The 23,567-nt window shown below is 43.9% G+C and carries 15 protein-coding genes, 3 tRNA genes, 3 rRNA genes and 1 other annotated feature; of the genes, 18 read left to right on the forward strand and 3 right to left on the reverse strand.

What is annotated here, in order from left to right; all coding sequences use genetic code 11:
* The first annotated feature begins 200 nt into the window (after positions 1-200).
* The 12 genes from dnaA to rrf all read left to right on the forward strand — a co-directional run bounded on the left by dnaA (position 201) and on the right by rrf (position 14,546).
* Complete coding sequence (dnaA, locus tag HC660_RS00005; RefSeq protein WP_168746730.1) at positions 201-1,541, forward strand: chromosomal replication initiator protein DnaA; 1,341 nt, start codon at positions 201-203, stop codon at positions 1,539-1,541.
* 193 nt (positions 1,542-1,734) lie between these two features.
* Positions 1,735-2,871, forward strand: a complete 1,137-nt coding sequence (dnaN, locus tag HC660_RS00010; RefSeq protein WP_168746731.1) for a DNA polymerase III subunit beta — start codon at positions 1,735-1,737, stop codon at positions 2,869-2,871.
* A 131-nt stretch (positions 2,872-3,002) separates the two neighbouring features.
* A complete protein-coding gene (gene rlbA / locus HC660_RS00015; protein ID WP_003219264.1) occupies positions 3,003-3,218 on the forward strand; it encodes a ribosome maturation protein RlbA in 216 nt (71 codons plus the stop codon).
* Between the two features lie 15 nt (positions 3,219-3,233).
* On the forward strand, positions 3,234-4,346 hold the full coding sequence (gene recF, locus HC660_RS00020) for a DNA replication/repair protein RecF (protein WP_168746732.1): 1,113 nt from the start codon (positions 3,234-3,236) through the stop codon (positions 4,344-4,346).
* A 17-nt stretch (positions 4,347-4,363) separates the two neighbouring features.
* A complete protein-coding gene (remB, locus tag HC660_RS00025) occupies positions 4,364-4,609 on the forward strand; it encodes an extracellular matrix regulator RemB (protein ID WP_010332676.1) in 246 nt (81 codons plus the stop codon).
* A gap of 55 nt (positions 4,610-4,664) precedes the next feature.
* On the forward strand, positions 4,665-6,581 hold the full coding sequence (gyrB, locus tag HC660_RS00030; protein WP_010332677.1) for a DNA topoisomerase (ATP-hydrolyzing) subunit B: 1,917 nt from the start codon (positions 4,665-4,667) through the stop codon (positions 6,579-6,581).
* 211 nt (positions 6,582-6,792) lie between these two features.
* Positions 6,793-9,264 (forward strand): DNA topoisomerase (ATP-hydrolyzing) subunit A, encoded by a 2,472-nt coding sequence (gyrA, locus tag HC660_RS00035; protein WP_168746733.1) that lies wholly within the window; start codon positions 6,793-6,795, stop codon positions 9,262-9,264.
* Between the two features lie 288 nt (positions 9,265-9,552).
* Positions 9,553-11,102: ribosomal RNA gene (locus HC660_RS00040) — 16S ribosomal RNA — on the forward strand.
* Between the two features lie 101 nt (positions 11,103-11,203).
* Positions 11,204-11,280: transfer RNA gene (locus tag HC660_RS00045), tRNA-Ile, on the forward strand.
* A 12-nt stretch (positions 11,281-11,292) separates the two neighbouring features.
* Positions 11,293-11,368: transfer RNA gene (locus HC660_RS00050), tRNA-Ala, on the forward strand.
* Between the two features lie 81 nt (positions 11,369-11,449).
* A 23S ribosomal RNA gene (locus HC660_RS00055) occupies positions 11,450-14,377 on the forward strand.
* Positions 14,378-14,430: 53 nt separating this feature from the next.
* Positions 14,431-14,546, forward strand: a 5S ribosomal RNA gene (gene rrf, locus HC660_RS00060).
* Together the 16S, 23S and 5S rRNA genes with 2 tRNA genes alongside form the textbook arrangement of a ribosomal RNA operon.
* A 37-nt stretch (positions 14,547-14,583) precedes the next feature.
* On the opposite strand, the gene HC660_RS00065 is transcribed toward rrf, so the two are convergent.
* Positions 14,584-15,534 carry a YaaC family protein gene (locus HC660_RS00065; RefSeq protein WP_168749331.1) on the reverse strand — a complete coding sequence of 317 codons (951 nt, stop codon included), beginning with the start codon at positions 15,532-15,534 and terminating at the stop codon, positions 14,584-14,586.
* Positions 15,535-15,654: 120 nt separating this feature from the next.
* On the opposite strand from HC660_RS00065, the gene guaB reads away from it, so the two are divergent.
* The 6 genes from guaB to HC660_RS00095 all read left to right on the forward strand — a co-directional run bounded on the left by guaB (position 15,655) and on the right by HC660_RS00095 (position 22,133).
* Positions 15,655-17,121, forward strand: coding sequence for an IMP dehydrogenase (gene guaB / locus HC660_RS00070; protein WP_168746734.1), 1,467 nt, complete (start codon positions 15,655-15,657; stop codon positions 17,119-17,121).
* Positions 17,122-17,275: 154 nt separating this feature from the next.
* Positions 17,276-18,607 carry a D-alanyl-D-alanine carboxypeptidase gene (gene dacA / locus HC660_RS00075; RefSeq protein ID WP_168746735.1) on the forward strand — a complete coding sequence of 444 codons (1,332 nt, stop codon included), beginning with the start codon at positions 17,276-17,278 and terminating at the stop codon, positions 18,605-18,607.
* Positions 18,608-18,803: 196 nt separating this feature from the next.
* Complete coding sequence (pdxS, locus tag HC660_RS00080) at positions 18,804-19,688, forward strand: pyridoxal 5'-phosphate synthase lyase subunit PdxS (protein ID WP_024123589.1); 885 nt, start codon at positions 18,804-18,806, stop codon at positions 19,686-19,688.
* A gap of 20 nt (positions 19,689-19,708) precedes the next feature.
* Positions 19,709-20,299: a pyridoxal 5'-phosphate synthase glutaminase subunit PdxT gene (pdxT, locus tag HC660_RS00085; protein WP_168746736.1), complete on the forward strand. Its 591-nt coding sequence runs from the start codon at positions 19,709-19,711 to the stop codon at positions 20,297-20,299.
* A 52-nt stretch (positions 20,300-20,351) separates the two neighbouring features.
* Positions 20,352-20,564 (forward strand) — a binding site (T-box leader).
* Positions 20,565-20,630: 66 nt separating this feature from the next.
* Complete coding sequence (serS, locus tag HC660_RS00090) at positions 20,631-21,908, forward strand: serine--tRNA ligase (protein WP_168746737.1); 1,278 nt, start codon at positions 20,631-20,633, stop codon at positions 21,906-21,908.
* 132 nt (positions 21,909-22,040) lie between these two features.
* Positions 22,041-22,133: transfer RNA gene (locus HC660_RS00095), tRNA-Ser, on the forward strand.
* A gap of 114 nt (positions 22,134-22,247) precedes the next feature.
* Here HC660_RS00095 and dck read toward each other — a convergent pair.
* Both dck and dgk read right to left on the reverse strand, forming a co-directional pair.
* A complete protein-coding gene (gene dck, locus HC660_RS00100; RefSeq protein ID WP_168746738.1) occupies positions 22,248-22,901 on the reverse strand; it encodes a deoxyadenosine/deoxycytidine kinase in 654 nt (217 codons plus the stop codon).
* Positions 22,898-23,521 (reverse strand): deoxyguanosine kinase, encoded by a 624-nt coding sequence (gene dgk / locus HC660_RS00105; protein WP_168746739.1) that lies wholly within the window; start codon positions 23,519-23,521, stop codon positions 22,898-22,900. Before dgk ends, dck begins: the two co-directional genes overlap by 4 nt.
* Positions 23,522-23,567: the final 46 nt, after the last annotated feature.

Raw genomic sequence — 23,567 nt, forward strand, 5'->3', positions numbered from 1 at the left:
ATAAGATGTGGATTGATTTCACACAGCATGTGTAGAAAGTTGTCCACATCTTGTGAAATTTGTCGAAAAGCTATTTATCTACTATATTATATGTTTTCAACATTTAATGTGTACGAATGGTTACCGCCATTTGCTCTTTTTTTGTGTTCTATAACAGAAAAAGACGTTATTTTTTTAGAAAAGGAGGGACGTGCCGGAAGATGGAAAATATATTAGACCTGTGGAACCAAGCCCTTGCTCAAATCGAAAAAAAATTGAGCAAACCGAGTTTCGAGACTTGGATGAAATCAACGAAAGCCCACTCACTGCAAGGGGATACATTGACAATTACCGCTCCTAATGAATTTGCCAGAGACTGGCTGGAGTCCAGGTACTTGCATCTCATTGCAGATACTATATATGAATTAACCGGGGAAGAATTGAGCATTAAATTTGTCATTCCTCAAAATCAAGATGTCGAAGACTTTATGCCAAAACCGCAAGTCAAAAAATCGGTAAAAGAAGATACATCTGATTTTCCTCAAAATATGCTCAACCCAAAGTATACATTTGATACTTTTGTCATCGGATCTGGAAACCGATTCGCTCACGCAGCTTCCCTAGCAGTAGCGGAAGCACCTGCAAAAGCATACAACCCTTTATTTATCTACGGAGGCGTTGGATTAGGGAAAACACACTTAATGCATGCGATCGGCCATTATGTAATAGATCATAATCCTTCTGCCAAAGTGGTTTATCTGTCTTCTGAGAAATTTACTAACGAGTTCATCAACTCTATTCGGGATAATAAAGCAGTTGATTTCCGCAATCGCTACCGAAATGTTGATGTGCTTTTGATAGATGATATTCAATTTTTAGCCGGGAAAGAACAAACGCAAGAAGAATTTTTTCATACTTTCAACACGCTGCACGAAGAAAGCAAACAAATCGTCATTTCAAGTGATAGACCGCCTAAAGAAATTCCGACACTTGAAGACAGATTGCGTTCACGCTTTGAATGGGGTCTGATTACAGATATCACGCCTCCTGATTTAGAAACGAGAATCGCGATTTTAAGAAAAAAAGCCAAAGCGGAAGGCTTGGATATTCCGAACGAGGTTATGCTTTATATCGCAAATCAAATCGACAGCAACATTCGGGAGCTGGAAGGGGCATTAATCAGGGTCGTTGCGTATTCATCTTTAATTAATAAAGACATTAATGCCGATCTGGCCGCCGAGGCATTAAAAGATATTATTCCTTCCTCAAAACCGAAAGTGATTACAATAAAAGAAATTCAGAGAGTAGTAGGCCAGCAATTCAATATTAAGCTTGAGGATTTCAAAGCAAAGAAACGGACAAAATCGGTAGCATTCCCGCGTCAAATCGCTATGTACTTATCGAGAGAAATGACTGACTCCTCTCTCCCTAAAATTGGGGAGGAATTCGGTGGCCGTGACCATACAACCGTTATTCATGCGCATGAAAAAATCTCAAAACTGATGGCAGATGATGAACAGCTTCAGCAGCATGTAAAAGAAATTAAGGAACAGCTTAAATAATAGGGCCGGGGATAAATCGGGAGAAGTGTGAATAACTTTTCTACAGTCATGCACAGTCTGTCCACATGTGGATAGGCTGTGTTTCCTGTCTTTTTCACAACTTATCCACAAATCCACAAGCCCTACTATTACTTCTACTACTTTTTTTAAAAAAAATATATATATTAATACATTATCCGTTAGGAGGATAAAAATGAAATTTACGATTCAAAAAGATCGTCTTGTTGAAAGTGTCCAAGATGTGTTAAAAGCAGTTTCATCCAGAACTACAATTCCGATTTTGACCGGTATTAAGATCGTTGCCTCAGATGAAGGGGTATCTTTTACAGGAAGCGATTCTGATATTTCCATTGAGTCTTTTATTCCGAAAGAAGAGGGAGATAAAGAAATCGTTACGATTGAACAGCCAGGCAGCATTGTATTACAAGCCCGCTTCTTTAGCGAAATTGTAAAAAAACTCCCGATGGCAGCTGTAGAAATCGAAGTGCAAAATCAATATCTGACGATTATCCGCTCTGGAAAAGCCGAATTTAACCTAAATGGACTTGATGCTGATGAATATCCGCATTTGCCGCAGATCGAAGAGCATCATGCGATTCAGATTCCTACGGATTTGTTAAAAAACCTAATTAGACAAACAGTGTTTGCGGTGTCCACCTCAGAAACACGCCCTGTATTGACAGGTGTAAACTGGAAAGTGGAGAAAAGTGAATTATTATGCACTGCGACGGATAGCCACCGTTTGGCTTTAAGAAAAGCGAAACTTGATATTTCAGAAGACAGATCCTATAACGTCGTGATACCGGGTAAGAGCTTAACTGAACTCAGCAAAATTTTAGATGACAACCAAGAACTAGTTGATATCGTCATTACAGAAACCCAGGTTCTGTTTAAAGCAAAAAACGTCTTGTTCTTCTCGCGCCTGTTGGATGGAAATTACCCAGATACAACGAGCCTTATTCCGCAAGAAAGCAAGACAGAAATCATTGTGAACACAAAAGAATTCCTTCAAGCGATTGATCGTGCATCTCTATTAGCCAGAGAAGGACGCAATAACGTGGTGAAGCTTTCTGCAAAGCCTGCTGAATCAATTGAGATTTCTTCTAATTCACCTGAAATCGGAAAAGTTGTGGAAGCAGTTCTTGCAGATCAGATTGAGGGTGAGGAATTAAATATCTCTTTTAGTCCAAAATATATGCTGGATGCATTAAAGGTGCTTGAAGGAGCAGAGATACGTGTCAGCTTTACAGGAGCTATGAGACCTTTCTTAATTCGCACGCCGAATGATGAAACAATCGTACAGCTTATCCTCCCTGTCAGAACCTATTAATCCGATATACGGCTGCCGACCTGTTCGGCAGCTTTTCTATTCGGTATCTGCTCCGTCAAGTTTTCCCTTTCCCTAATTCGTTTTTTTTTAGTACAATTAGATATTAGTGATATTTGAAAGAGGTCGATATAATGGCAAATCCGATTTCTATTGATACAGAGATGATTACACTCGGTCAATTTCTGAAATTAGCCGATGTGATTCAGTCAGGCGGTATGGCAAAGTGGTTTTTGAGCGAGCATGAAGTGCTTGTAAACAATGAGCCGGACAATCGCCGCGGCAGAAAGCTGTATGTTGGAGATGTGGTAGAGATTGAAGGATTTGGTTCATTTCAAGTCGTCAATTAAAGCGGGTGACACTGATTGCATATCCAGAACTTAGAACTGACATCTTACCGCAACTACGAACATGCTGAACTTCAATTTGAAAATAAAGTAAATGTGATCATTGGAGAAAATGCCCAGGGGAAAACAAACCTCATGGAAGCGATCTATGTCTTGTCCATGGCAAAATCGCATCGGACTTCAAATGACAAAGAACTTATCCGATGGGACAAAGACTATGCTAAAATAGAGGGAAGAGTGATGAAGAAAAACGGAGCGATTCCGATGCAGCTCGTCATCTCCAAAAAGGGTAAAAAGGGCAAGGTCAATCATATCGAACAGCAAAAACTCAGCCAGTATGTCGGTGCCCTCAACACCATCATGTTTGCGCCGGAAGATTTAAACCTTGTAAAGGGAAGCCCTCAAGTGAGACGGAGGTTTCTTGACATGGAAATCGGCCAAGTTTCTCCCGTCTACCTGTATGACCTTTCTCTTTACCAGAAGATTCTTTCCCAGCGAAATCACTTTCTGAAGCAGCTGCAAACAAGAAAACAAACTGACAGAACAATGCTTGATGTTCTGACTGATCAGCTTATTGAAGTTGCCGCAAAAGTCGTCGTAAAACGTCTGCAATTCACGGCACAGCTCGAAAAATGGGCGCAGCCTATCCATTCGGGCATCTCAAGAGGGCTTGAGGAACTGACGCTGAAGTACCATACGGCTCTTGAGGTATCAGATCCTGAAGACTTGTCGAAAATAGGAGATAGCTATCAAGAAGCGTTTTCTAAATTAAGAGAAAAAGAAATTGAGCGTGGCGTCACGCTGTCTGGACCTCATCGGGATGATGTTCTTTTCTATGTGAACGGACGCGATGTGCAGACGTACGGTTCTCAAGGACAGCAGCGGACGACGGCATTATCCCTTAAGCTGGCTGAGATTGACCTGATCCATGAAGAAATCGGAGAATATCCCATTTTACTATTGGATGATGTGCTGAGTGAGCTGGATGATTATCGCCAATCGCACTTGCTTCATACCATCCAGGGCCGTGTACAAACGTTTGTCACAACGACAAGCGTCGATGGCATTGATCACGAAACCTTACGGCAAGCAGGAATGTTCCGTGTGCAAAACGGTGCGTTAGTGAAGTGAAGAAATGAGGTGGGCAATTGTATATTCATTTAGGTGATGATTTTGTGGTTTCGACATGCGATATTATTGGCATTTTTGATTTTAAAGCCAACATGTCGCCAATTGTTGAAGAATTTCTGAAAAAACAGAAACACAAGCTGGTGCCTTCCGTAAATGGCACACCCAAATCTATCGTAGTCACGGTTCAGAATATATATTACTCTCCCTTATCTTCCAGCACATTAAAAAAACGTGCGCAATTTATGGTTGAAATAGATTCTTAGTGATTTTTTATAACGAATATATTGTTTAAGAAAAGTGTAGGTGAATAACGTGGCTATGGAACAGCAGCAAAATAGTTATGATGAAAATCAGATACAGGTACTAGAAGGATTGGAAGCTGTTCGTAAAAGACCGGGGATGTACATCGGTTCAACTAACAGTAAAGGTCTTCACCATCTGGTATGGGAAATTGTCGACAATAGTATTGACGAAGCCCTGGCCGGTTATTGTACAGATATCAATATCCTAATTGAAAAAGACAACAGCATCACAGTAATTGATAATGGCCGCGGGATTCCAGTCGGTATTCATGAGAAAATGGGCCGTCCTGCGGTTGAAGTCATTATGACTGTGCTTCACGCCGGAGGAAAATTTGACGGAAGCGGATATAAAGTATCCGGAGGTTTGCACGGTGTAGGTGCCTCGGTCGTTAACGCGTTATCAACAGAGCTTGATGTGACTGTTCACCGTGACGGAAAAATCCATCGTCAAGTCTATAACCGCGGTATCCCGGTTTCTGATCTCGAGGTTATTGGCGAAACGGATCATACCGGAACGACTACACATTTTGTTCCAGATCCTGAAATTTTCACGGAAACAACTGAGTATGAATATGATCTGCTTGCTAACCGTGTTCGTGAACTAGCCTTTTTGACAAAAGGCGTAAACATCACGATTGAAGATAAACGTGAAGGACAAGAACGCAAAAATGAGTATCATTACGAAGGCGGAATAAAAAGCTATGTAGAGTATTTAAACCGCTCCAAAGAAGTTGTCCATGAAGAGCCGATTTATATTGAAGGCGAAAAGGACGGCATTACGGTTGAAGTCGCTCTGCAATACAATGACGGCTACACAAGCAATATTTACTCATTTACAAACAATATCAACACGTACGAAGGCGGTACCCATGAAGCCGGTTTTAAAACAGGGCTGACTCGTGTCATCAATGATTACGCCAGAAAAAAAGGACTCATAAAAGAAAATGATCCAAACTTGAGCGGAGATGATGTGAGAGAAGGGCTTACCGCGATTATCTCAATCAAACACCCGGATCCGCAGTTCGAAGGCCAAACGAAAACAAAATTAGGCAACTCAGAGGCACGGACTATCACAGATACGTTATTTTCTGCGGCGTTGGAAACATTTATGCTTGAAAATCCAGATGCAGCCAGAAAAATCGTTGACAAAGGTTTAATGGCAGCAAGAGCAAGAATGGCTGCGAAAAAAGCACGTGAATTAACGCGCCGCAAAAGCGCTTTGGAGATTTCAAACCTTCCCGGTAAATTAGCGGACTGCTCTTCGAAAGACCCGAGCATCTCCGAGTTATATATCGTAGAGGGTGACTCTGCCGGAGGATCTGCAAAACAGGGGCGTGACAGACATTTCCAGGCCATTTTGCCGCTTAGAGGTAAAATCCTGAACGTTGAAAAAGCAAGGCTTGATAAAATTCTTTCTAACAACGAAGTTCGTTCTATGATTACTGCACTCGGCACAGGTATCGGGGAAGATTTCAACTTGGAAAAAGCCCGTTATCACAAAGTTGTCATTATGACAGATGCCGACGTTGACGGCGCGCACATCAGAACATTGCTGTTGACGTTCTTTTACAGATATATGCGTCAGATTATCGAAAACGGCTATGTGTACATCGCGCAGCCGCCGCTCTACAAAGTCCAGCAAGGTAAACGTGTTGAATATGCCTACAATGACAAGCAGCTTGAGGAACTGTTGCAAACTCTTCCTCAAACGCCTAAGCCTGGATTGCAGCGTTACAAAGGTCTTGGTGAAATGAATGCCACCCAGCTTTGGGAGACAACTATGGATCCGAGCTCAAGAACACTTCTGCAGGTGACTCTAGAGGATGCAATGGATGCGGATGAAACGTTCGAAATGCTGATGGGAGACAAAGTAGAACCGCGCAGAAATTTCATAGAAGCAAATGCGAGATACGTGAAAAATCTCGACATCTAATAATAAAAAGCCTTATTTCCAATTAGAAATAAGGCTTTTTTCTGAACTGGATAGGACCCAGGAATTCTTGTAAAACCTATATATTCTAGTAATTTAATGTGTATAAGTATAAGTTTATTGATATAATGGAGAATAGCGAAATCGTATTGAAGATCATAATGGACAATCTACTCCCACATAATTTCATGTGATACTTCAGGGAGGTTTTTTAATGAGTGAACAAAACACACCAAAAGTTCGTGAAATAAATATCAGTCAGGAAATGCGCACGTCCTTTTTGGATTATGCGATGAGCGTTATCGTATCCCGGGCACTGCCGGATGTGCGTGACGGTTTAAAACCGGTTCACAGACGGATTTTATACGCGATGAATGATTTAGGCATGACGAGTGACAAGCCGTATAAAAAATCGGCTCGTATCGTCGGAGAAGTTATCGGGAAATACCATCCTCACGGTGATTCAGCGGTATATGAATCTATGGTCAGAATGGCGCAGGATTTCAACTACCGTTATATGCTTGTCGACGGTCATGGAAACTTTGGTTCTGTAGACGGAGACTCAGCCGCTGCGATGCGTTACACCGAAGCCAGAATGTCTAAGATCGCCATGGAAATTCTGCGAGACATTACAAAAGACACGATTGATTATCAAGATAACTATGATGGGTCAGAGAGAGAACCTGTTGTCATGCCGTCAAGATTCCCAAACCTGCTTGTAAATGGAGCAGCCGGAATTGCAGTCGGAATGGCTACAAATATTCCGCCGCACCAGCTTGGAGAAATTATTGACGGAGTGCTTGCCGTAAGCGAGAACAAGGACATAACAATCCAAGAGCTGATGGAATTCATTCCTGGACCGGATTTCCCGACTGCCGGACAAATTTTAGGCAGAAGCGGAATCCGCAAGGCATATGAATCCGGAAGAGGTTCTATTACGATTCGGGCAAAAGCAGAAATTGAAGAAACTTCTTCAGGGAAAGAAAGAATTTTGGTAACAGAACTCCCTTATCAGGTGAATAAAGCGCGTCTAATTGAGAAGATTGCTGATCTTGTCAGGGATAAGAAAATTGAAGGAATAACTGATTTGCGTGATGAATCTGACCGTAACGGTATGCGGATTGTCATTGAAATCAGACGAGATGCCAATGCGCATGTTATCCTGAACAACCTGTACAAACAGACAGCCCTGCAAACCTCCTTCGGGATTAATATGCTCGCGCTTGTTGACGGTGAGCCGAAGGTATTAAATTTAAAGCAATGTCTGGTGCATTACCTAGATCATCAAAAAGTCGTTATCAGACGCCGTACAGCTTATGAATTGCGTAAAGCGGAGGCAAGAGCGCATATCTTGGAAGGATTAAGGATTGCTCTTGATCATCTTGATGCAGTTATATCCCTTATCCGTAGCTCTCAAACTGCTGAAATTGCGAGAACAGGGTTAATTGAACAATTCTCGCTGACCGAAAAGCAAGCCCAAGCTATTCTAGACATGAGGCTCCAGCGTTTAACAGGATTGGAACGAGAAAAGATTGAAGAAGAATACCAATCCCTTATTAAATTAATTGCAGAGCTTAAAGAAATCTTGGCCAATGAAGAAAAAGTGCTTGAGATCATCCGTGAAGAGCTTACAGAAATTAAAGAGCGTTTCAACGATGAAAGACGCACTGAGATCGTTACTGCCGGTCTTGAAACAATTGAAGATGAAGATCTCATCGAAAGAGAGAACATCGTTGTCACCCTGACACATAACGGATATATCAAACGTCTGCCTGCTTCGACCTACCGCAGTCAAAAGCGCGGAGGAAAAGGCGTTCAGGGAATGGGAACAAACGAAGATGATTTCGTTGAACATTTGATCTCTACTTCAACACATGACACGATTCTCTTCTTCTCCAACAAAGGGAAAGTGTATCGTGCAAAAGGGTATGAAATCCCTGAATACGGTAGAACCGCTAAGGGAATCCCGATTATCAATCTGTTGGAGGTAGAAAAAGGTGAATGGATTAACGCAATTATCCCAGTCACCGCATTCGAAGAAGATCTCTATCTCTTCTTCACAACAAAACATGGGATTTCAAAACGCACTTCACTGTCTCAGTTTGCTAATATCCGTAACAACGGCTTAATTGCGCTGAGCTTGCGGGAAGATGATGAATTAATGGGTGTCCGGCTTACTGACGGCACAAAACAAATCATCATCGGAACGAAAAACGGACTGCTGATTCGTTTCTCTGAAACAGATGTTAGGGAAATGGGAAGAACAGCGGCAGGCGTAAAAGGCATCACCCTTACTGATGACGATATTGTCGTCGGCATGGAAATATTAGAGGAAGAATCTGATGTCCTTATCGTGACTGAGAAAGGTTACGGTAAACGAACTCCGGCTGAAGAATACAGAACCCAAAGCCGAGGCGGAAAAGGACTGAAAACATGTAAAATCACGGAGAACAACGGCCATTTAGTAGCGGTGAAAGCTACCAAAGGTGAAGAGGATCTGATGATTATTACTGCCAGCGGTGTACTCATCAGAATGGATATCAATGATATCTCAACTACCGGACGCGTAACTCAAGGCGTACGTCTCATCAGAATGGCGGAACAAGAGCATGTTGCCACAGTCGCATTAGTTGAGAAAAACGATGATAATGAAGAAAATGAGCAAGAAGAGACGCAAGAAAGTTAAAGAAAAAGCGCGGCTATACCAGCTGCGCTTTTTTATATCAAAAACTCTTTACAGTGAGAAGAATTATGGTATAATCATTTCTGTTGTCTTTTAAAAAAGATATGACATTACTAGATGAAAACATTTTTTAAAAAAAGTGTTGACCTAGTTAACTAAAAATGTTACTATTAAGTAGTCGCTTCGAGAGAGGCGCGCAAAGTTCTTTGAAAACTAAACAAGACAAAACGTACCTGTTAATTCAAGTTTTAAATAAATCGCACAGCGATGTGCGTAGTCAGTCAAACTACTTTATCGGAGAGTTTGATCCTGGCTCAGGACGAACGCTGGCGGCGTGCCTAATACATGCAAGTCGAGCGGACAGATGGGAGCTTGCTCCCTGATGTTAGCGGCGGACGGGTGAGTAACACGTGGGTAACCTGCCTGTAAGACTGGGATAACTCCGGGAAACCGGGGCTAATACCGGATGCTTGTTTGAACCGCATGGTTCAAACATAAAAGGTGGCTTCGGCTACCACTTACAGATGGACCCGCGGCGCATTAGCTAGTTGGTGAGGTAACGGCTCACCAAGGCAACGATGCGTAGCCGACCTGAGAGGGTGATCGGCCACACTGGGACTGAGACACGGCCCAGACTCCTACGGGAGGCAGCAGTAGGGAATCTTCCGCAATGGACGAAAGTCTGACGGAGCAACGCCGCGTGAGTGATGAAGGTTTTCGGATCGTAAAGCTCTGTTGTTAGGGAAGAACAAGTACCGTTCGAATAGGGCGGTACCTTGACGGTACCTAACCAGAAAGCCACGGCTAACTACGTGCCAGCAGCCGCGGTAATACGTAGGTGGCAAGCGTTGTCCGGAATTATTGGGCGTAAAGGGCTCGCAGGCGGTTCCTTAAGTCTGATGTGAAAGCCCCCGGCTCAACCGGGGAGGGTCATTGGAAACTGGGGAACTTGAGTGCAGAAGAGGAGAGTGGAATTCCACGTGTAGCGGTGAAATGCGTAGAGATGTGGAGGAACACCAGTGGCGAAGGCGACTCTCTGGTCTGTAACTGACGCTGAGGAGCGAAAGCGTGGGGAGCGAACAGGATTAGATACCCTGGTAGTCCACGCCGTAAACGATGAGTGCTAAGTGTTAGGGGGTTTCCGCCCCTTAGTGCTGCAGCTAACGCATTAAGCACTCCGCCTGGGGAGTACGGTCGCAAGACTGAAACTCAAAGGAATTGACGGGGGCCCGCACAAGCGGTGGAGCATGTGGTTTAATTCGAAGCAACGCGAAGAACCTTACCAGGTCTTGACATCCTCTGACAATCCTAGAGATAGGACGTCCCCTTCGGGGGCAGAGTGACAGGTGGTGCATGGTTGTCGTCAGCTCGTGTCGTGAGATGTTGGGTTAAGTCCCGCAACGAGCGCAACCCTTGATCTTAGTTGCCAGCATTCAGTTGGGCACTCTAAGGTGACTGCCGGTGACAAACCGGAGGAAGGTGGGGATGACGTCAAATCATCATGCCCCTTATGACCTGGGCTACACACGTGCTACAATGGACAGAACAAAGGGCAGCAAAACCGCGAGGTTAAGCCAATCCCACAAATCTGTTCTCAGTTCGGATCGCAGTCTGCAACTCGACTGCGTGAAGCTGGAATCGCTAGTAATCGCGGATCAGCATGCCGCGGTGAATACGTTCCCGGGCCTTGTACACACCGCCCGTCACACCACGAGAGTTTGTAACACCCGAAGTCGGTGAGGTAACCTTTATGGAGCCAGCCGCCGAAGGTGGGACAGATGATTGGGGTGAAGTCGTAACAAGGTAGCCGTATCGGAAGGTGCGGCTGGATCACCTCCTTTCTAAGGATATTTACGGAATATAAGACCTTGGGTCTTATAAACAGAACGTTCCCTGTCTTGTTTAGTTTTGAAGGAACTTTGTTCCTTGAATAAGTTAAGATGGGCCTGTAGCTCAGCTGGTTAGAGCGCACGCCTGATAAGCGTGAGGTCGGTGGTTCGAGTCCACTCAGGCCCACCATCTTATACAAATGGGGCCTTAGCTCAGCTGGGAGAGCGCCTGCTTTGCACGCAGGAGGTCAGCGGTTCGATCCCGCTAGGCTCCACCAACGTGTTCTTTGAAAACTAGATAACAGTAGACATCACATTCAATTAGTAACACAAGATATCACATAGTGATTCTTTTTAACGGTTAAGTTAGAAAGGGCGCACGGTGGATGCCTTGGCACTAGGAGCCGATGAAGGACGGGACGAACACCGATATGCTTCGGGGAGCTGTAAGCAAGCTTTGATCCGGAGATTTCCGAATGGGGAAACCCACCACTCGTAATGGAGTGGTATCCATATCTGAATTCATAGGATATGAGAAGGCAGACCCGGGGAACTGAAACATCTAAGTACCCGGAGGAAGAGAAAGCAAATGCGATTCCCTGAGTAGCGGCGAGCGAAACGGGATTAGCCCAAACCAAGAGGCTTGCCTCTTGGGGTTGTAGGACACTCTATACGGAGTTACAAAGGAACGAGGTAGATGAAGAGGTCTGGAAAGGCCCGCCATAGAAGGTAACAGCCCTGTAGTCAAAACTTCGTTCTCTCCAGAGTGGATCCTGAGTACGGCGGAACACGTGAAATTCCGTCGGAATCCGGGAGGACCATCTCCCAAGGCTAAATACTCCCTAGTGACCGATAGTGAACCAGTACCGTGAGGGAAAGGTGAAAAGCACCCCGGAAGGGGAGTGAAAGAGATCCTGAAACCGTGTGCCTACAAGTAGTCAGAGCCCGTTAACGGGTGATGGCGTGCCTTTTGTAGAATGAACCGGCGAGTTACGATCCCGTGCAAGGTTAAGCAGAAGATGCGGAGCCGCAGCGAAAGCGAGTCTGAATAGGGCGCATGAGTACGTGGTCGTAGACCCGAAACCAGGTGATCTACCCATGTCCAGGGTGAAGTTCAGGTAACACTGAATGGAGGCCCGAACCCACGCACGTTGAAAAGTGCGGGGATGAGGTGTGGGTAGGGGTGAAATGCCAATCGAACCTGGAGATAGCTGGTTCTCTCCGAAATAGCTTTAGGGCTAGCCTCAAGGTAAGAGTCTTGGAGGTAGAGCACTGATTGGACTAGGGGCCCCTACCGGGTTACCGAATTCAGTCAAACTCCGAATGCCAATGACTTATCCTTGGGAGTCAGACTGCGAGTGATAAGATCCGTAGTCGAAAGGGAAACAGCCCAGACCGCCAGCTAAGGTCCCAAAGTATACGTTAAGTGGAAAAGGATGTGGAGTTGCTTAGACAACCAGGATGTTGGCTTAGAAGCAGCCACCATTTAAAGAGTGCGTAATAGCTCACTGGTCGAGTGACTCTGCGCCGAAAATGTACCGGGGCTAAACGTATCACCGAAGCTGCGGACTGTTCTTCGAACAGTGGTAGGAGAGCGTTCTAAGGGCTGTGAAGCCAGACCGGAAGGACTGGTGGAGCGCTTAGAAGTGAGAATGCCGGTATGAGTAGCGAAAGAGGGGTGAGAATCCCCTCCACCGAATGCCTAAGGTTTCCTGAGGAAGGCTCGTCCGCTCAGGGTTAGTCGGGACCTAAGCCGAGGCCGAAAGGCGTAGGCGATGGACAACAGGTTGATATTCCTGTACCACCTCCTCACCATTTGAGCAATGGGGGGACGCAGGAGGATAGGGTAAGCGCGGTATTGGATATCCGCGTCCAAGCAGTTAGGCTGGGAAATAGGCAAATCCGTTTCCCGTAAGGCTGAGCTGTGATGGCGAGCGAAATTTAGTAGCGAAGTTCCTGATTCCACACTGCCAAGAAAAGCCTCTAGCGAGGTGAGAGGTGCCCGTACCGCAAACCGACACAGGTAGGCGAGGAGAGAATCCTAAGGTGATCGAGAGAACTCTCGTTAAGGAACTCGGCAAAATGACCCCGTAACTTCGGGAGAAGGGGTGCTCTGTTAGGGTGAAAGCCCGAGAGAGCCGCAGTGAATAGGCCCAGGCGACTGTTTAGCAAAAACACAGGTCTCTGCGAAGCCGTAAGGCGAAGTATAGGGGCTGACGCCTGCCCGGTGCTGGAAGGTTAAGAGGAGCGCTTAGCGTAAGCGAAGGTGCGAATTGAAGCCCCAGTAAACGGCGGCCGTAACTATAACGGTCCTAAGGTAGCGAAATTCCTTGTCGGGTAAGTTCCGACCCGCACGAAAGGCGCAACGATCTGGGCACTGTCTCAACGAGAGACTCGGTGAAATTATAGTACCTGTGAAGATGCAGGTTACCCGCGACAGGACGGAAAGACCCCGTGGAGCTTTACTGCAGCCTGATATTGAATGTTGGTACAGCTTGTACAGGATAGGTAGGAGCCTTGGAAACCGGAGCGCCAGCTTCGGTGGAGGCATCGGTGGGATACTACCCTGGCTGTATTGACCTTCTAACCCGCCGCCCTTATCGGGCGGGGAGACAGTGTCAGGTGGGCAGTTTGACTGGGGCGGTCGCCTCCTAAAAGGTAACGGAGGCGCCCAAAGGTTCCCTCAGAATGGTTGGAAATCATTCGCAGAGTGTAAAGGCACAAGGGAGCTTGACTGCGAGACCTACAAGTCGAGCAGGGACGAAAGTCGGGCTTAGTGATCCGGTGGTTCCGCATGGAAGGGCCATCGCTCAACGGATAAAAGCTACCCCGGGGATAACAGGCTTATCTCCCCCAAGAGTCCACATCGACGGGGAGGTTTGGCACCTCGATGTCGGCTCATCGCATCCTGGGGCTGTAGTCGGTCCCAAGGGTTGGGCTGTTCGCCCATTAAAGCGGTACGCGAGCTGGGTTCAGAACGTCGTGAGACAGTTCGGTCCCTATCCGTCGCGGGCGCAGGAAATTTGAGAGGAGCTGTCCTTAGTACGAGAGGACCGGGATGGACGCACCGCTGGTGTACCAGTTGTTCTGCCAAGGGCATCGCTGGGTAGCTATGTGCGGACGGGATAAGTGCTGAAAGCATCTAAGCATGAAGCCCCCCTCAAGATGAGATTTCCCATTCCGCAAGGAAGTAAGATCCCTGAAAGATGATCAGGTTGATAGGTCTGAGGTGGAAGTGTGGCGACACATGGAGCTGACAGATACTAATCGATCGAGGACTTAACCAAATTTCTAATGATGTCACACCTGTTATCTAGTTTTGAGAGAACACTCTCAATTGTTTGGTGGCGATAGCGAAGAGGTCACACCCGTTCCCATGCCGAACACGGAAGTTAAGCTCTTCAGCGCCGATGGTAGTCGGGGGTTTCCCCCTGTGAGAGTAGGACGCCGCCAAGCAAGGGTAAAACCCAGCTCATTGAGCTGGGTTTTTTGTTTATACATATTGCTGCAGGAATTTCAAAATGTATTTAGGGAATTTGTTTTCCGTTACCATTAAAAACTGCTGAATGAACACGTAATCATCACTAACATGCTGCGTTAATAGCTCATACCACCATTCTGTCTCATACCTCGCAATCATTCCTATGTTGTACAAAATTAAATAGTGGATTGTTATTTCAGGAAGTTTTAGAAATTGATCTCGTTTAGAAGGAATATAATATTGTCTTTTGTCCATATCAAATAATAGGCTGATTGAGGTCCATGGATTTATGTCTTGCCGTGAAAGATGGAACTGAAGATCATCTTTATCTTTCTTCAAAAAGGTCCATTGAAAATGATGAGACATATATTCAACAAATCGTGAATCGGACATCTTATAATGAATCACGATATCCTCTGGTATAGATACCAAGTCCTTATCCTTCCGAATCTTTGCAATAAATAGTTCCTTTTTCTGGAAATAAAAAATATCACTTAATTCTGGTATAGCGGCTAATAACTTTTTCATAGTATACCGTTCATCTTCTATACCTGATTGACCAAATAAGTGTTTCATGAAGTGCATACATAATCCGTTGCGTTGTATTTTTACTTCATCATCGCTAAAACAATAATTTTGCTTCTTTCTTTTACGTGCTGTGACGCCATGTGCGAGAACAGATGTATGGCTTGGGTAGTGAGGATCCTGTGTGATGAGACAGGCTTTGATCAGCTGTGACATCCCGTAAAATAAAAGAATCGGTTTGATTTCTAAAGGCGAGCAAGAGGCTTGCTTATAAAATGATTCAGCATGCTTCAAGAAGAAAATAAACCGCTCGCTGTTTTTAAAAGAGTTCCGTTTCGCCTCATCTGCACCATTTAAGACATAGACTTTTTCTAGAAATTTCTGGGTTGATTCTACGGAATAAAATAGCGCTAAGTCTTTCCATTCATGATATGTCATATGTATTTCTAATTCCTTTCCGTTATCTAAATATTTCAACTCTTTTTGGGTTCCTTGACATGCTCTTGGCTTGTTGATAATCTACATATAATATTTTGCCGAAAAGAGGGGGATTTACTAATGTGGGAAAGTAAATTTTCAAAAGAAGGCTTAACGTTCGACGATGTGCTGCTTGTACCAGCTAAGTCAGAGGTACTTCCGCGTGATGTGGATTTATCTGTTGAACTTACAAAGACGTTAAAGCTGAATATTCCTGTCATCAGTGCAGGTATGGATACTGTAACAGAATCAGCAATGGCAATTGCAATGGCTAGACAGGGCGGCTTGGGCATTATTCATAAAAATATGTCGATCGAGCAGCAGGCTGAACAAGTTGATAAAGTAAAACGCTCTGAACGAGGCGTTATTACAAATCCCTTCTTTTTAACTCCTGATCACCAAGTTTATGATGCGGAGCATTTGATGGGGAAATACAGAATTTCCGGTGTTCCGATTGTAGATAACGAAGAAGACCAAAAGCTTGTCGGAATCATCACGAACCGCGACCTTCGCTTTATTTCTGATTACTCAATGAAAATCAGCGATGTCATGACAAAAGAAGAACTTGTCACTGCACCGGTTGGAACGACTTTAGACGAAGCTGAAAAGATTTTGCAGAAACATAAAATTGAAAAGCTTCCACTCGTTGACGATCAAAATAAATTAAAAGGTCTTATCACGATCAAAGACATTGAAAAAGTTATCGAATTCCCTAACTCATCTAAAGACATTCACGGGCGTCTGATCGTTGGTGCGGCAGTTGGCGTAACTGGCGACACGATGACACGCGTGAAAAAGCTTGTAGAAGCCAATGTGGATGTCATTGTGATCGACACAGCACACGGGCATTCTCAAGGCGTGTTAAACACAGTGACAAAGATCCGTGAAACGTATCCTGAATTAAATATTATCGCTGGAAACGTAGCAACTGCTGAAGCAACAAAGGCACTCTTCGAAGCTGGTGCTGATGTAGTCAAAGTAGGAATCGGACCGGGTTCCATTTGTACTACTCGTGTTGTAGCGGGTGTAGGTGTACCTCAAATCACAGCGATTTATGACTGTGCGACTGAAGCAAGAAAACATGGCAAAACAATTATCGCAGACGGCGGAATTAAATTCTCTGGCGATATTGCAAAAGCATTGGCAGCCGGCGGACATGCTGTTATGCTTGGAAGCTTACTGGCAGGTACGTCAGAAAGCCCTGGTGAAACTGAAATCTACCAAGGCAGAAGATTCAAAGTATACCGCGGTATGGGATCTGTTGCTGCAATGGAAAAAGGAAGTAAAGACCGTTACTTCCAAGAAGAAAACAAAAAATTCGTTCCAGAAGGAATTGAAGGACGCACACCTTACAAAGGACCGGTTGAAGAAACAGTTTATCAGCTAGTCGGCGGTCTTCGTTCTGGTATGGGATATTGCGGATCTAAAGATCTTCGTGCTTTAAGAGAAGAAGCTCAGTTCATTCGTATGACTGGTGCAGGCCTTCGTGAAAGTCATCCGCATGATGTACAGATTACAAAAGAATCACCTAACTATACAATTTCATAAATAAATTGTTACAAATTAAAAACATTTGACAGGGTCTCTGACTCTGTCTATTTTTTTTATACTGATTATGATAAAATTTATACTGTTGTGCATTGAAAATGTCCTTAACGGCTTAATTATAGATGAAGAAAAATGAAATACGGAGGTCGTACGATTGAACATCAAGAAATGTAAACAGCTATTGATGTCATTGGTTGTTTTAACACTGGCCGTAACTTGCCTGACTCCAATGTCAAAAGCAAAGGCTGCCAGCGATCCAATTGATATCAACGCATCAGCTGCTATTATGATCGAAGCTTCTTCAGGTAAAATTCTTTACAGCAAAAATGCAGAGGAAAGACTGCCAATTGCAAGTATGACAAAAATGATGACAGAGTATCTGTTATTAGAAGCAATTGATGAAGGCAAAGTAAAATGGGATCAAACCTATACGCCTGATGACTATGTGTATGAGATTTCCCAAGATAACAGTTTATCAAACGTTCCTCTTCGGAAAGACGGAAAATACACAGTAAAAGAACTTTATCAAGCGACAGCAATCTATTCTGCAAATGCGGCTGCGATTGCCATTGCAGAAGTTATTGCAGGCTCTGAAACAAAGTTCGTTGAAAAAATGAATGCAAAAGCAAAAGAACTGGGATTAACAAATTACAAATTTGTTAATGCAACAGGTCTTGAAAACAAGGATCTCCACGGCAAGCAGCCTGAAGGGACAAGCGTAGATGAAGAAAGTGAAGTTTCTGCTAAGGACATGGCTATTCTTGCAGATCACCTGATTACTGACTACCCTGAGATTTTAGAAACTTCCAGCATCTCAAAAATGAAGTTCAGAAAAGGCACAGATGATGAAATGGACATGCCGAACTGGAACTTTATGCTGAAGGGTCTTGTCAGTGAGTATAAAGGTGCAACTGTAGATGGACTGAAAACAGGTTCTACTGACTCTGCGGGTTCATGTTTTACAGGAACAGCTGAAAGAAACGGTATGCGTGTCATCACTGTAGTGTTAAACGCAAAAGGCAACATTCACACTGGCCGTTTCGATGAAACGAAAAAGATGTTTGATTATGCTTTCAATAATTTCTCTATGAAAGAAATTTATGCTGAAGGCGATCAGGTAACAGGCCATAAAACCGTTTCTGTAGATAAAGGTAAAGAGAAAGAAGTAGGCATTGTGACAAGCAAGGCATTTTCTCTTCCTGTCAAAAATGGTGAAGAAAAGAATTACAAAGCAAAAGTCACTTTAAACAAAGACACCTTGACTGCCCCTGTGAAAAAAGGGACGAAGGTTGGGAAACTGACTGCAGAATATACAGGTGATGAAAAGGACTATGGATTCCTTAACAGCAGCCTGGCAGGGGTAGACCTTGTGACAAAAGAAAATGTAGATAAAGCAAACTGGTTTGTTTTAACAATGCGCAGCATCGGCGGATTTTTTGCTGGTATCTGGGGAAGCATTGTTGATACAGTAACTGGCTGGTTTTAATGAATGGAAAGAGCTCTGATTAATGTTAGGGCTCTTTCGCTTAATATACTGAAAAAACCCAATTTTTAATAAAAAATGATTTTCAAAGCCCTAAAAACCGAATAAAATAAGTAATATCCATATGAATTATTGGATTTCTAGGATACAATAAGAAGTAGAAATCATATAACTATACCTTGATTAGGGGGACCAAAAAATGGCTCAAACAGGTACTGAACGAGTAAAACGCGGAATGGCAGAAATGCAAAAAGGCGGCGTCATCATGGACGTCATCAATGCAGAACAAGCGAAGATTGCTGAAGAGGCTGGAGCTGTCGCTGTAATGGCGCTAGAACGTGTACCAGCTGATATTCGTGCGGCTGGAGGAGTTGCCCGTATGGCAGACCCTACTATCGTGGAAGAAGTAATGAATGCAGTATCTATCCCGGTAATGGCAAAAGCGCGTATCGGACATATTGTTGAAGCGCGTGTGCTTGAAGCTATGGGTGTTGACTATATTGATGAAAGTGAAGTTCTGACTCCGGCTGACGAAGAATTTCATTTAAATAAAAATGAATACACAGTTCCTTTCGTCTGCGGCTGCCGTGATCTTGGTGAAGCAACACGCCGTATTGCTGAAGGCGCTTCTATGCTTCGTACGAAAGGCGAGCCTGGAACAGGCAACATTGTTGAGGCTGTTCGCCATATGCGCAAGGTAAACGCTCAAGTACGCAAAGTGGTTGCAATGAGCGATGATGAGCTAATGACTGAAGCGAAAAATTTGGGAGCGCCTTATGAGCTGCTTCAACAAATTAAAAGAGACGGTAAACTTCCTGTCGTTAACTTTGCGGCTGGCGGCGTAGCGACTCCTGCAGATGCGGCACTTATGATGCAGCTTGGCGCTGACGGTGTATTTGTTGGTTCTGGTATCTTCAAATCAGACAATCCTGCAAAATTTGCAAAAGCAATTGTGGAAGCAACAACTCACTTCACTGATTATAAATTGATTGCAGAGCTTTCAAAAGAGCTTGGAACTGCAATGAAAGGGATTGAAATCTCAAATTTACTTCCAGAACAGCGTATGCAAGAACGCGGCTGGTAAGAATATAGGAGAGCTGCGACATGTTAACAATAGGTGTACTAGGACTTCAAGGAGCAGTCAGAGAGCATATCCATGCAATTGAAGCATGCGGTGCAGCTGGACTTGTTATTAAACGCCCAGAGCAGCTAAACGAAATCGATGGTTTAATTTTGCCGGGCGGAGAAAGCACGACAATGCGCCGTTTAATTGATACGTATCAATTCATGGAGCCATTGCGTGAGTTTGCTGCTCAGGGAAAACCGATGTTTGGGACATGTGCCGGGTTAATTATATTGGCAAAAGAAATTGCCGGTTCAGATAACGCTCATTTAGGTTTGCTGAATGTAGTTGTTGAACGGAATTCGTTTGGCCGGCAGGTCGATAGCTTTGAGGCTGATTTAACCATTAAAGGGCTGGACGAACCTTTTACTGGCGTATTCATCCGTGCGCCGCATATCTTGGAAGCCGGTGAAAATGTTGAAGTGATTTCTGAGCATAACGGACGCATTGTTGCGGCTAAACAGGATAATTTCTTGGGCTGTTCGTTCCATCCGGAGCTGACAGAGGATCATCGGGTGACAAAGCTGTTCGTTCAAATGGTTGAGGAATACAAGCAAAAAGCCCTTGTATAAAACAGTTGAAAGCTGTGGAAACTTATAGTACATTATAAACACAAATAAAGATCGAAAAGCGTTGATAGGAACTAGTAGGAAGCCTCTCTTTCTAAGAGAGCCGATGGTTGGTGCGAATCGGTGAAAGATGCTGTCTGAATCCATCCTTGAGCGAAATGCTGAATGAAGTAGGCGTTTACGGGATAACCGTTATGTGTGAAAGCGGAAAACAAGTCTATGGCTTGTTTTCAATCAGGGTGGCAACGCGAGAGCTCTCGTCCCTTTCATGGGGATGAGGGCTCTTTTTATTTTCGATAATTCAATGAATTTAATGAAAAAAGGAGTGTTTCGCATGCTTGATACGAAAATGCTGAGAGCGAATTTTCAAGAAATTAAAGCAAAGCTTGTACACAAAGGCGAAGACTTAACAGATTTTGATAAGTTCGAGGAGCTTGATGATAAAAGACGAGAGCTTATCGGAAAAGTAGAAGAGCTAAAAGGAAAACGGAATGAAGTATCCCAGCAGGTAGCTGTTTTAAAACGCGAGAAAAAAGACGCGGATCATATCATTAAAGAAATGCGTGAAGTCGGCGAGGAAATTAAAAAACTTGATGAAGAATTAAGAACAGTGGAATCTGCCCTTGAAACCATTCTTCTCTCAATCCCGAATATTCCTCACGAATCAGTGCCAGTCGGTGAAACAGAAGATGATAACGTGGAAATCCGGAAATGGGGCGAAACACCTTCATTTGCATACGAGCCAAAACCGCATTGGGATATTGCTGATGAGCTTGGCATTCTTGATTTTGAACGTGCTGCGAAGGTGACAGGCAGCCGCTTCGTGTTTTATAAAGGCTTAGGTGCTCGCTTGGAGCGTGCGCTTTATAATTTTATGCTAGACCTTCATGTGGATGAGTATAACTATACTGAGGTCATCCCGCCTTATATGGTAAACCGCGCAAGCATGACGGGAACAGGCCAGCTTCCAAAGTTCGAAGAGGATGCGTTTAAGATCAGAGAAGAGGATTACTTCTTGATTCCGACTGCTGAAGTGCCGATCACAAACATGCATCGGGATGAAATTCTGTCAGGAGACAGCCTGCCGATTAATTATGCGGCATTCAGTGCCTGCTTCCGCTCAGAAGCTGGTTCAGCAGGGCGCGATACACGGGGATTAATCCGTCAGCACCAGTTTAATAAAGTGGAGCTTGTGAAGTTTGTAAAGCCGGAAGATTCTTATGATGAGTTAGAAAAGCTCACAAACCAAGCTGAGCGTGTGCTTCAGCTGTTGGAACTCCCATACCGTGTAATGAGCATGTGTACGGGTGATTTAGGATTTACAGCTGCGAAAAAATACGATATAGAAGTATGGATTCCGAGCCAAGACACTTATCGTGAAATTTCTTCTTGCAGCAACTTCGAAGCGTTCCAAGCCAGACGTGCGAACATTCGTTTCAGACGTGAAGCGAAAGGCAAACCAGAGCATGTACACACATTGAACGGCTCAGGTCTGGCAGTCGGAAGAACAGTTGCTGCTATTTTAGAAAATTATCAGCAGGAAGACGGAAGCGTCATTATACCAAAAGTGCTTCGCCCTTATATGGGAAATAGAGAAGTCATCAAAGCGTAATGCTGAAAAGGTGTGCCTGATAAGGCACGCCTTTTCGCTATTTAAATTGAACATTTTTATAAAAACAAAAAAAGTTTTTAAAAATGCTTGACCATCACAGAACATTCATGATATAGTAAGTCTTGTCGATACGGAGGAATACCCAAGTCCGGCTGAAGGGATCGGTCTTGAAAACCGACAGGGGTGTCAAAGCCCGCGGGGGTTCGAATCCCTCTTCCTCCGCCATATTGATTTTAATTCTAATGAAACTCAAGCATATATTGGAGATTGTTTTGTCCGTTGCACCGTTTGCAACGGATTTTTTAATATCATAAAAAAGTGAATCTCAGGTCATGAGATTCACTTTTTTTTCGTTTCATGAATGACAGTTGCAATTTGATCAACAATGTTCTCGATAGAACTTTCATCATTCTTCAGATCATAATCCTCAATACGGATTTTCAGGACAGGACAGGCGTTAAAACCGCTGATCCAGTTTTCGTAACGTGTGTGCATTTCTTCCCAATAAGACCGGTCTGTTTGAAGCTCCATTTCACGTCCGCGTTCCTCAATCCGGGTTAATATGTTTTCCAGATCGCCTTCTAAGTAGATCAGCACATCAGGATGCGGGAAATACGGTGTCATGACCATTGCTTCAAACAGGCTTGTATACGTTTTATAATCAATCTTTGACATCGTCCCTTTGTCAGCGTGCATTTTTGCAAAAATCCCAGTATCCTCATAAATAGAACGATCCTGTACAAACCCTCCGCCAGCTTCAAAAATATTTTTCTGTTCTTTGAACCGTTCAGCTAAGAAATAGATTTGCAGATGGAAGCTCCAGCGTTCAAAATCATGATAGAATTTTTCTAAGTAGGGGTTATGATCGACTTCTTCAAGAGAGGTTTTAAAGCCAAGCCGTTTAGCCAATGCTCTTGTTAAAGTTGATTTACCGACACCTACTGTTCCTGCTACTGTAATGATTGAATTCTTAGGGATATGATGTTCTTTCATTTTATAAGCTCCTTTACATGGGCGGCAATACGTTCAAAATCGCTCTTATTCAAAACGAAATCCTTTGAATCGCCATCTATTGTTAACACCGTAAGACCTGGATCTGCATCCTGCAGCTGCTTGATGGCGATGTCATAATCTGCGATCAGCTGTTCCAAATAGCTGGTTTCAATTTTTTTCTCAAAGGGGCGCCCGCGTTTTTCAATGCGGTGTAACAATGTTGGCAGACTTGCCTTTATGTAAATGATGACATTTGGCTTTGGAAGATCATCGGTAAGAAGATGATAAATCTTTCTGTATTTGTTGAGCTGCTGTTCAGACAGCGTTCGTTCCGCAAAAATCACATTTTTATAAATGTGATAATCAGCTATTACAGGCTGTCCTTCGTTTAAAAAGTGAAGGCTGGTATCCTCAAGCTGTTTGTATCTGTGACAAAGAAAAAACATCTCAAGCTGGAAGCTCCATTCCTCTATATTGTCATAAAACTTATCAAGGTATGGGTTATCCTCAACAATCTCACTGATCATAGGGAATCCAAGCTCTTGTGAAAGCATCGTCGCGAGCGTTGTTTTTCCTGCCCCGATAGGACCTTCAACTGCGATAAAAGGGGCTGTATTCATTGGAATCCTCCTTATTTCTAAAAAACGTCCGTCAATTGCTGACCTT

Source organism: Bacillus mojavensis (assembly GCF_012648005.1).
GTDB classification, from domain to species: Bacteria; Bacillota; Bacilli; order Bacillales; family Bacillaceae; genus Bacillus; species Bacillus mojavensis.

What these genes read in the sequence shown, in the direction of transcription:
- pdxS (WP_024123589.1), top strand. Translation starts at nt 18,804, where the DNA reads ATGGCTCAAACAGGTACTGAACGAGTAAAACGCGGAATGGCAGAAATG.
- dgk (WP_168746739.1), bottom strand. Translation starts at nt 23,521, where the DNA reads ATGAATACAGCCCCTTTTATCGCAGTTGAAGGTCCTATCGGGGCAGGA.
- dck (WP_168746738.1), bottom strand. Translation starts at nt 22,901, where the DNA reads ATGAAAGAACATCATATCCCTAAGAATTCAATCATTACAGTAGCAGGA.
- gyrB (WP_010332677.1), top strand. Translation starts at nt 4,665, where the DNA reads ATGGAACAGCAGCAAAATAGTTATGATGAAAATCAGATACAGGTACTA.
- pdxT (WP_168746736.1), top strand. Translation starts at nt 19,709, where the DNA reads ATGTTAACAATAGGTGTACTAGGACTTCAAGGAGCAGTCAGAGAGCAT.
- rlbA (WP_003219264.1), top strand. Translation starts at nt 3,003, where the DNA reads ATGGCAAATCCGATTTCTATTGATACAGAGATGATTACACTCGGTCAA.
- serS (WP_168746737.1), top strand. Translation starts at nt 20,631, where the DNA reads ATGCTTGATACGAAAATGCTGAGAGCGAATTTTCAAGAAATTAAAGCA.
- gyrA (WP_168746733.1), top strand. Translation starts at nt 6,793, where the DNA reads ATGAGTGAACAAAACACACCAAAAGTTCGTGAAATAAATATCAGTCAG.
- HC660_RS00065 (WP_168749331.1), bottom strand. Translation starts at nt 15,534, where the DNA reads ATGACATATCATGAATGGAAAGACTTAGCGCTATTTTATTCCGTAGAA.
- guaB (WP_168746734.1), top strand. Translation starts at nt 15,655, where the DNA reads ATGTGGGAAAGTAAATTTTCAAAAGAAGGCTTAACGTTCGACGATGTG.
- dnaN (WP_168746731.1), top strand. Translation starts at nt 1,735, where the DNA reads ATGAAATTTACGATTCAAAAAGATCGTCTTGTTGAAAGTGTCCAAGAT.
- dnaA (WP_168746730.1), top strand. Translation starts at nt 201, where the DNA reads ATGGAAAATATATTAGACCTGTGGAACCAAGCCCTTGCTCAAATCGAA.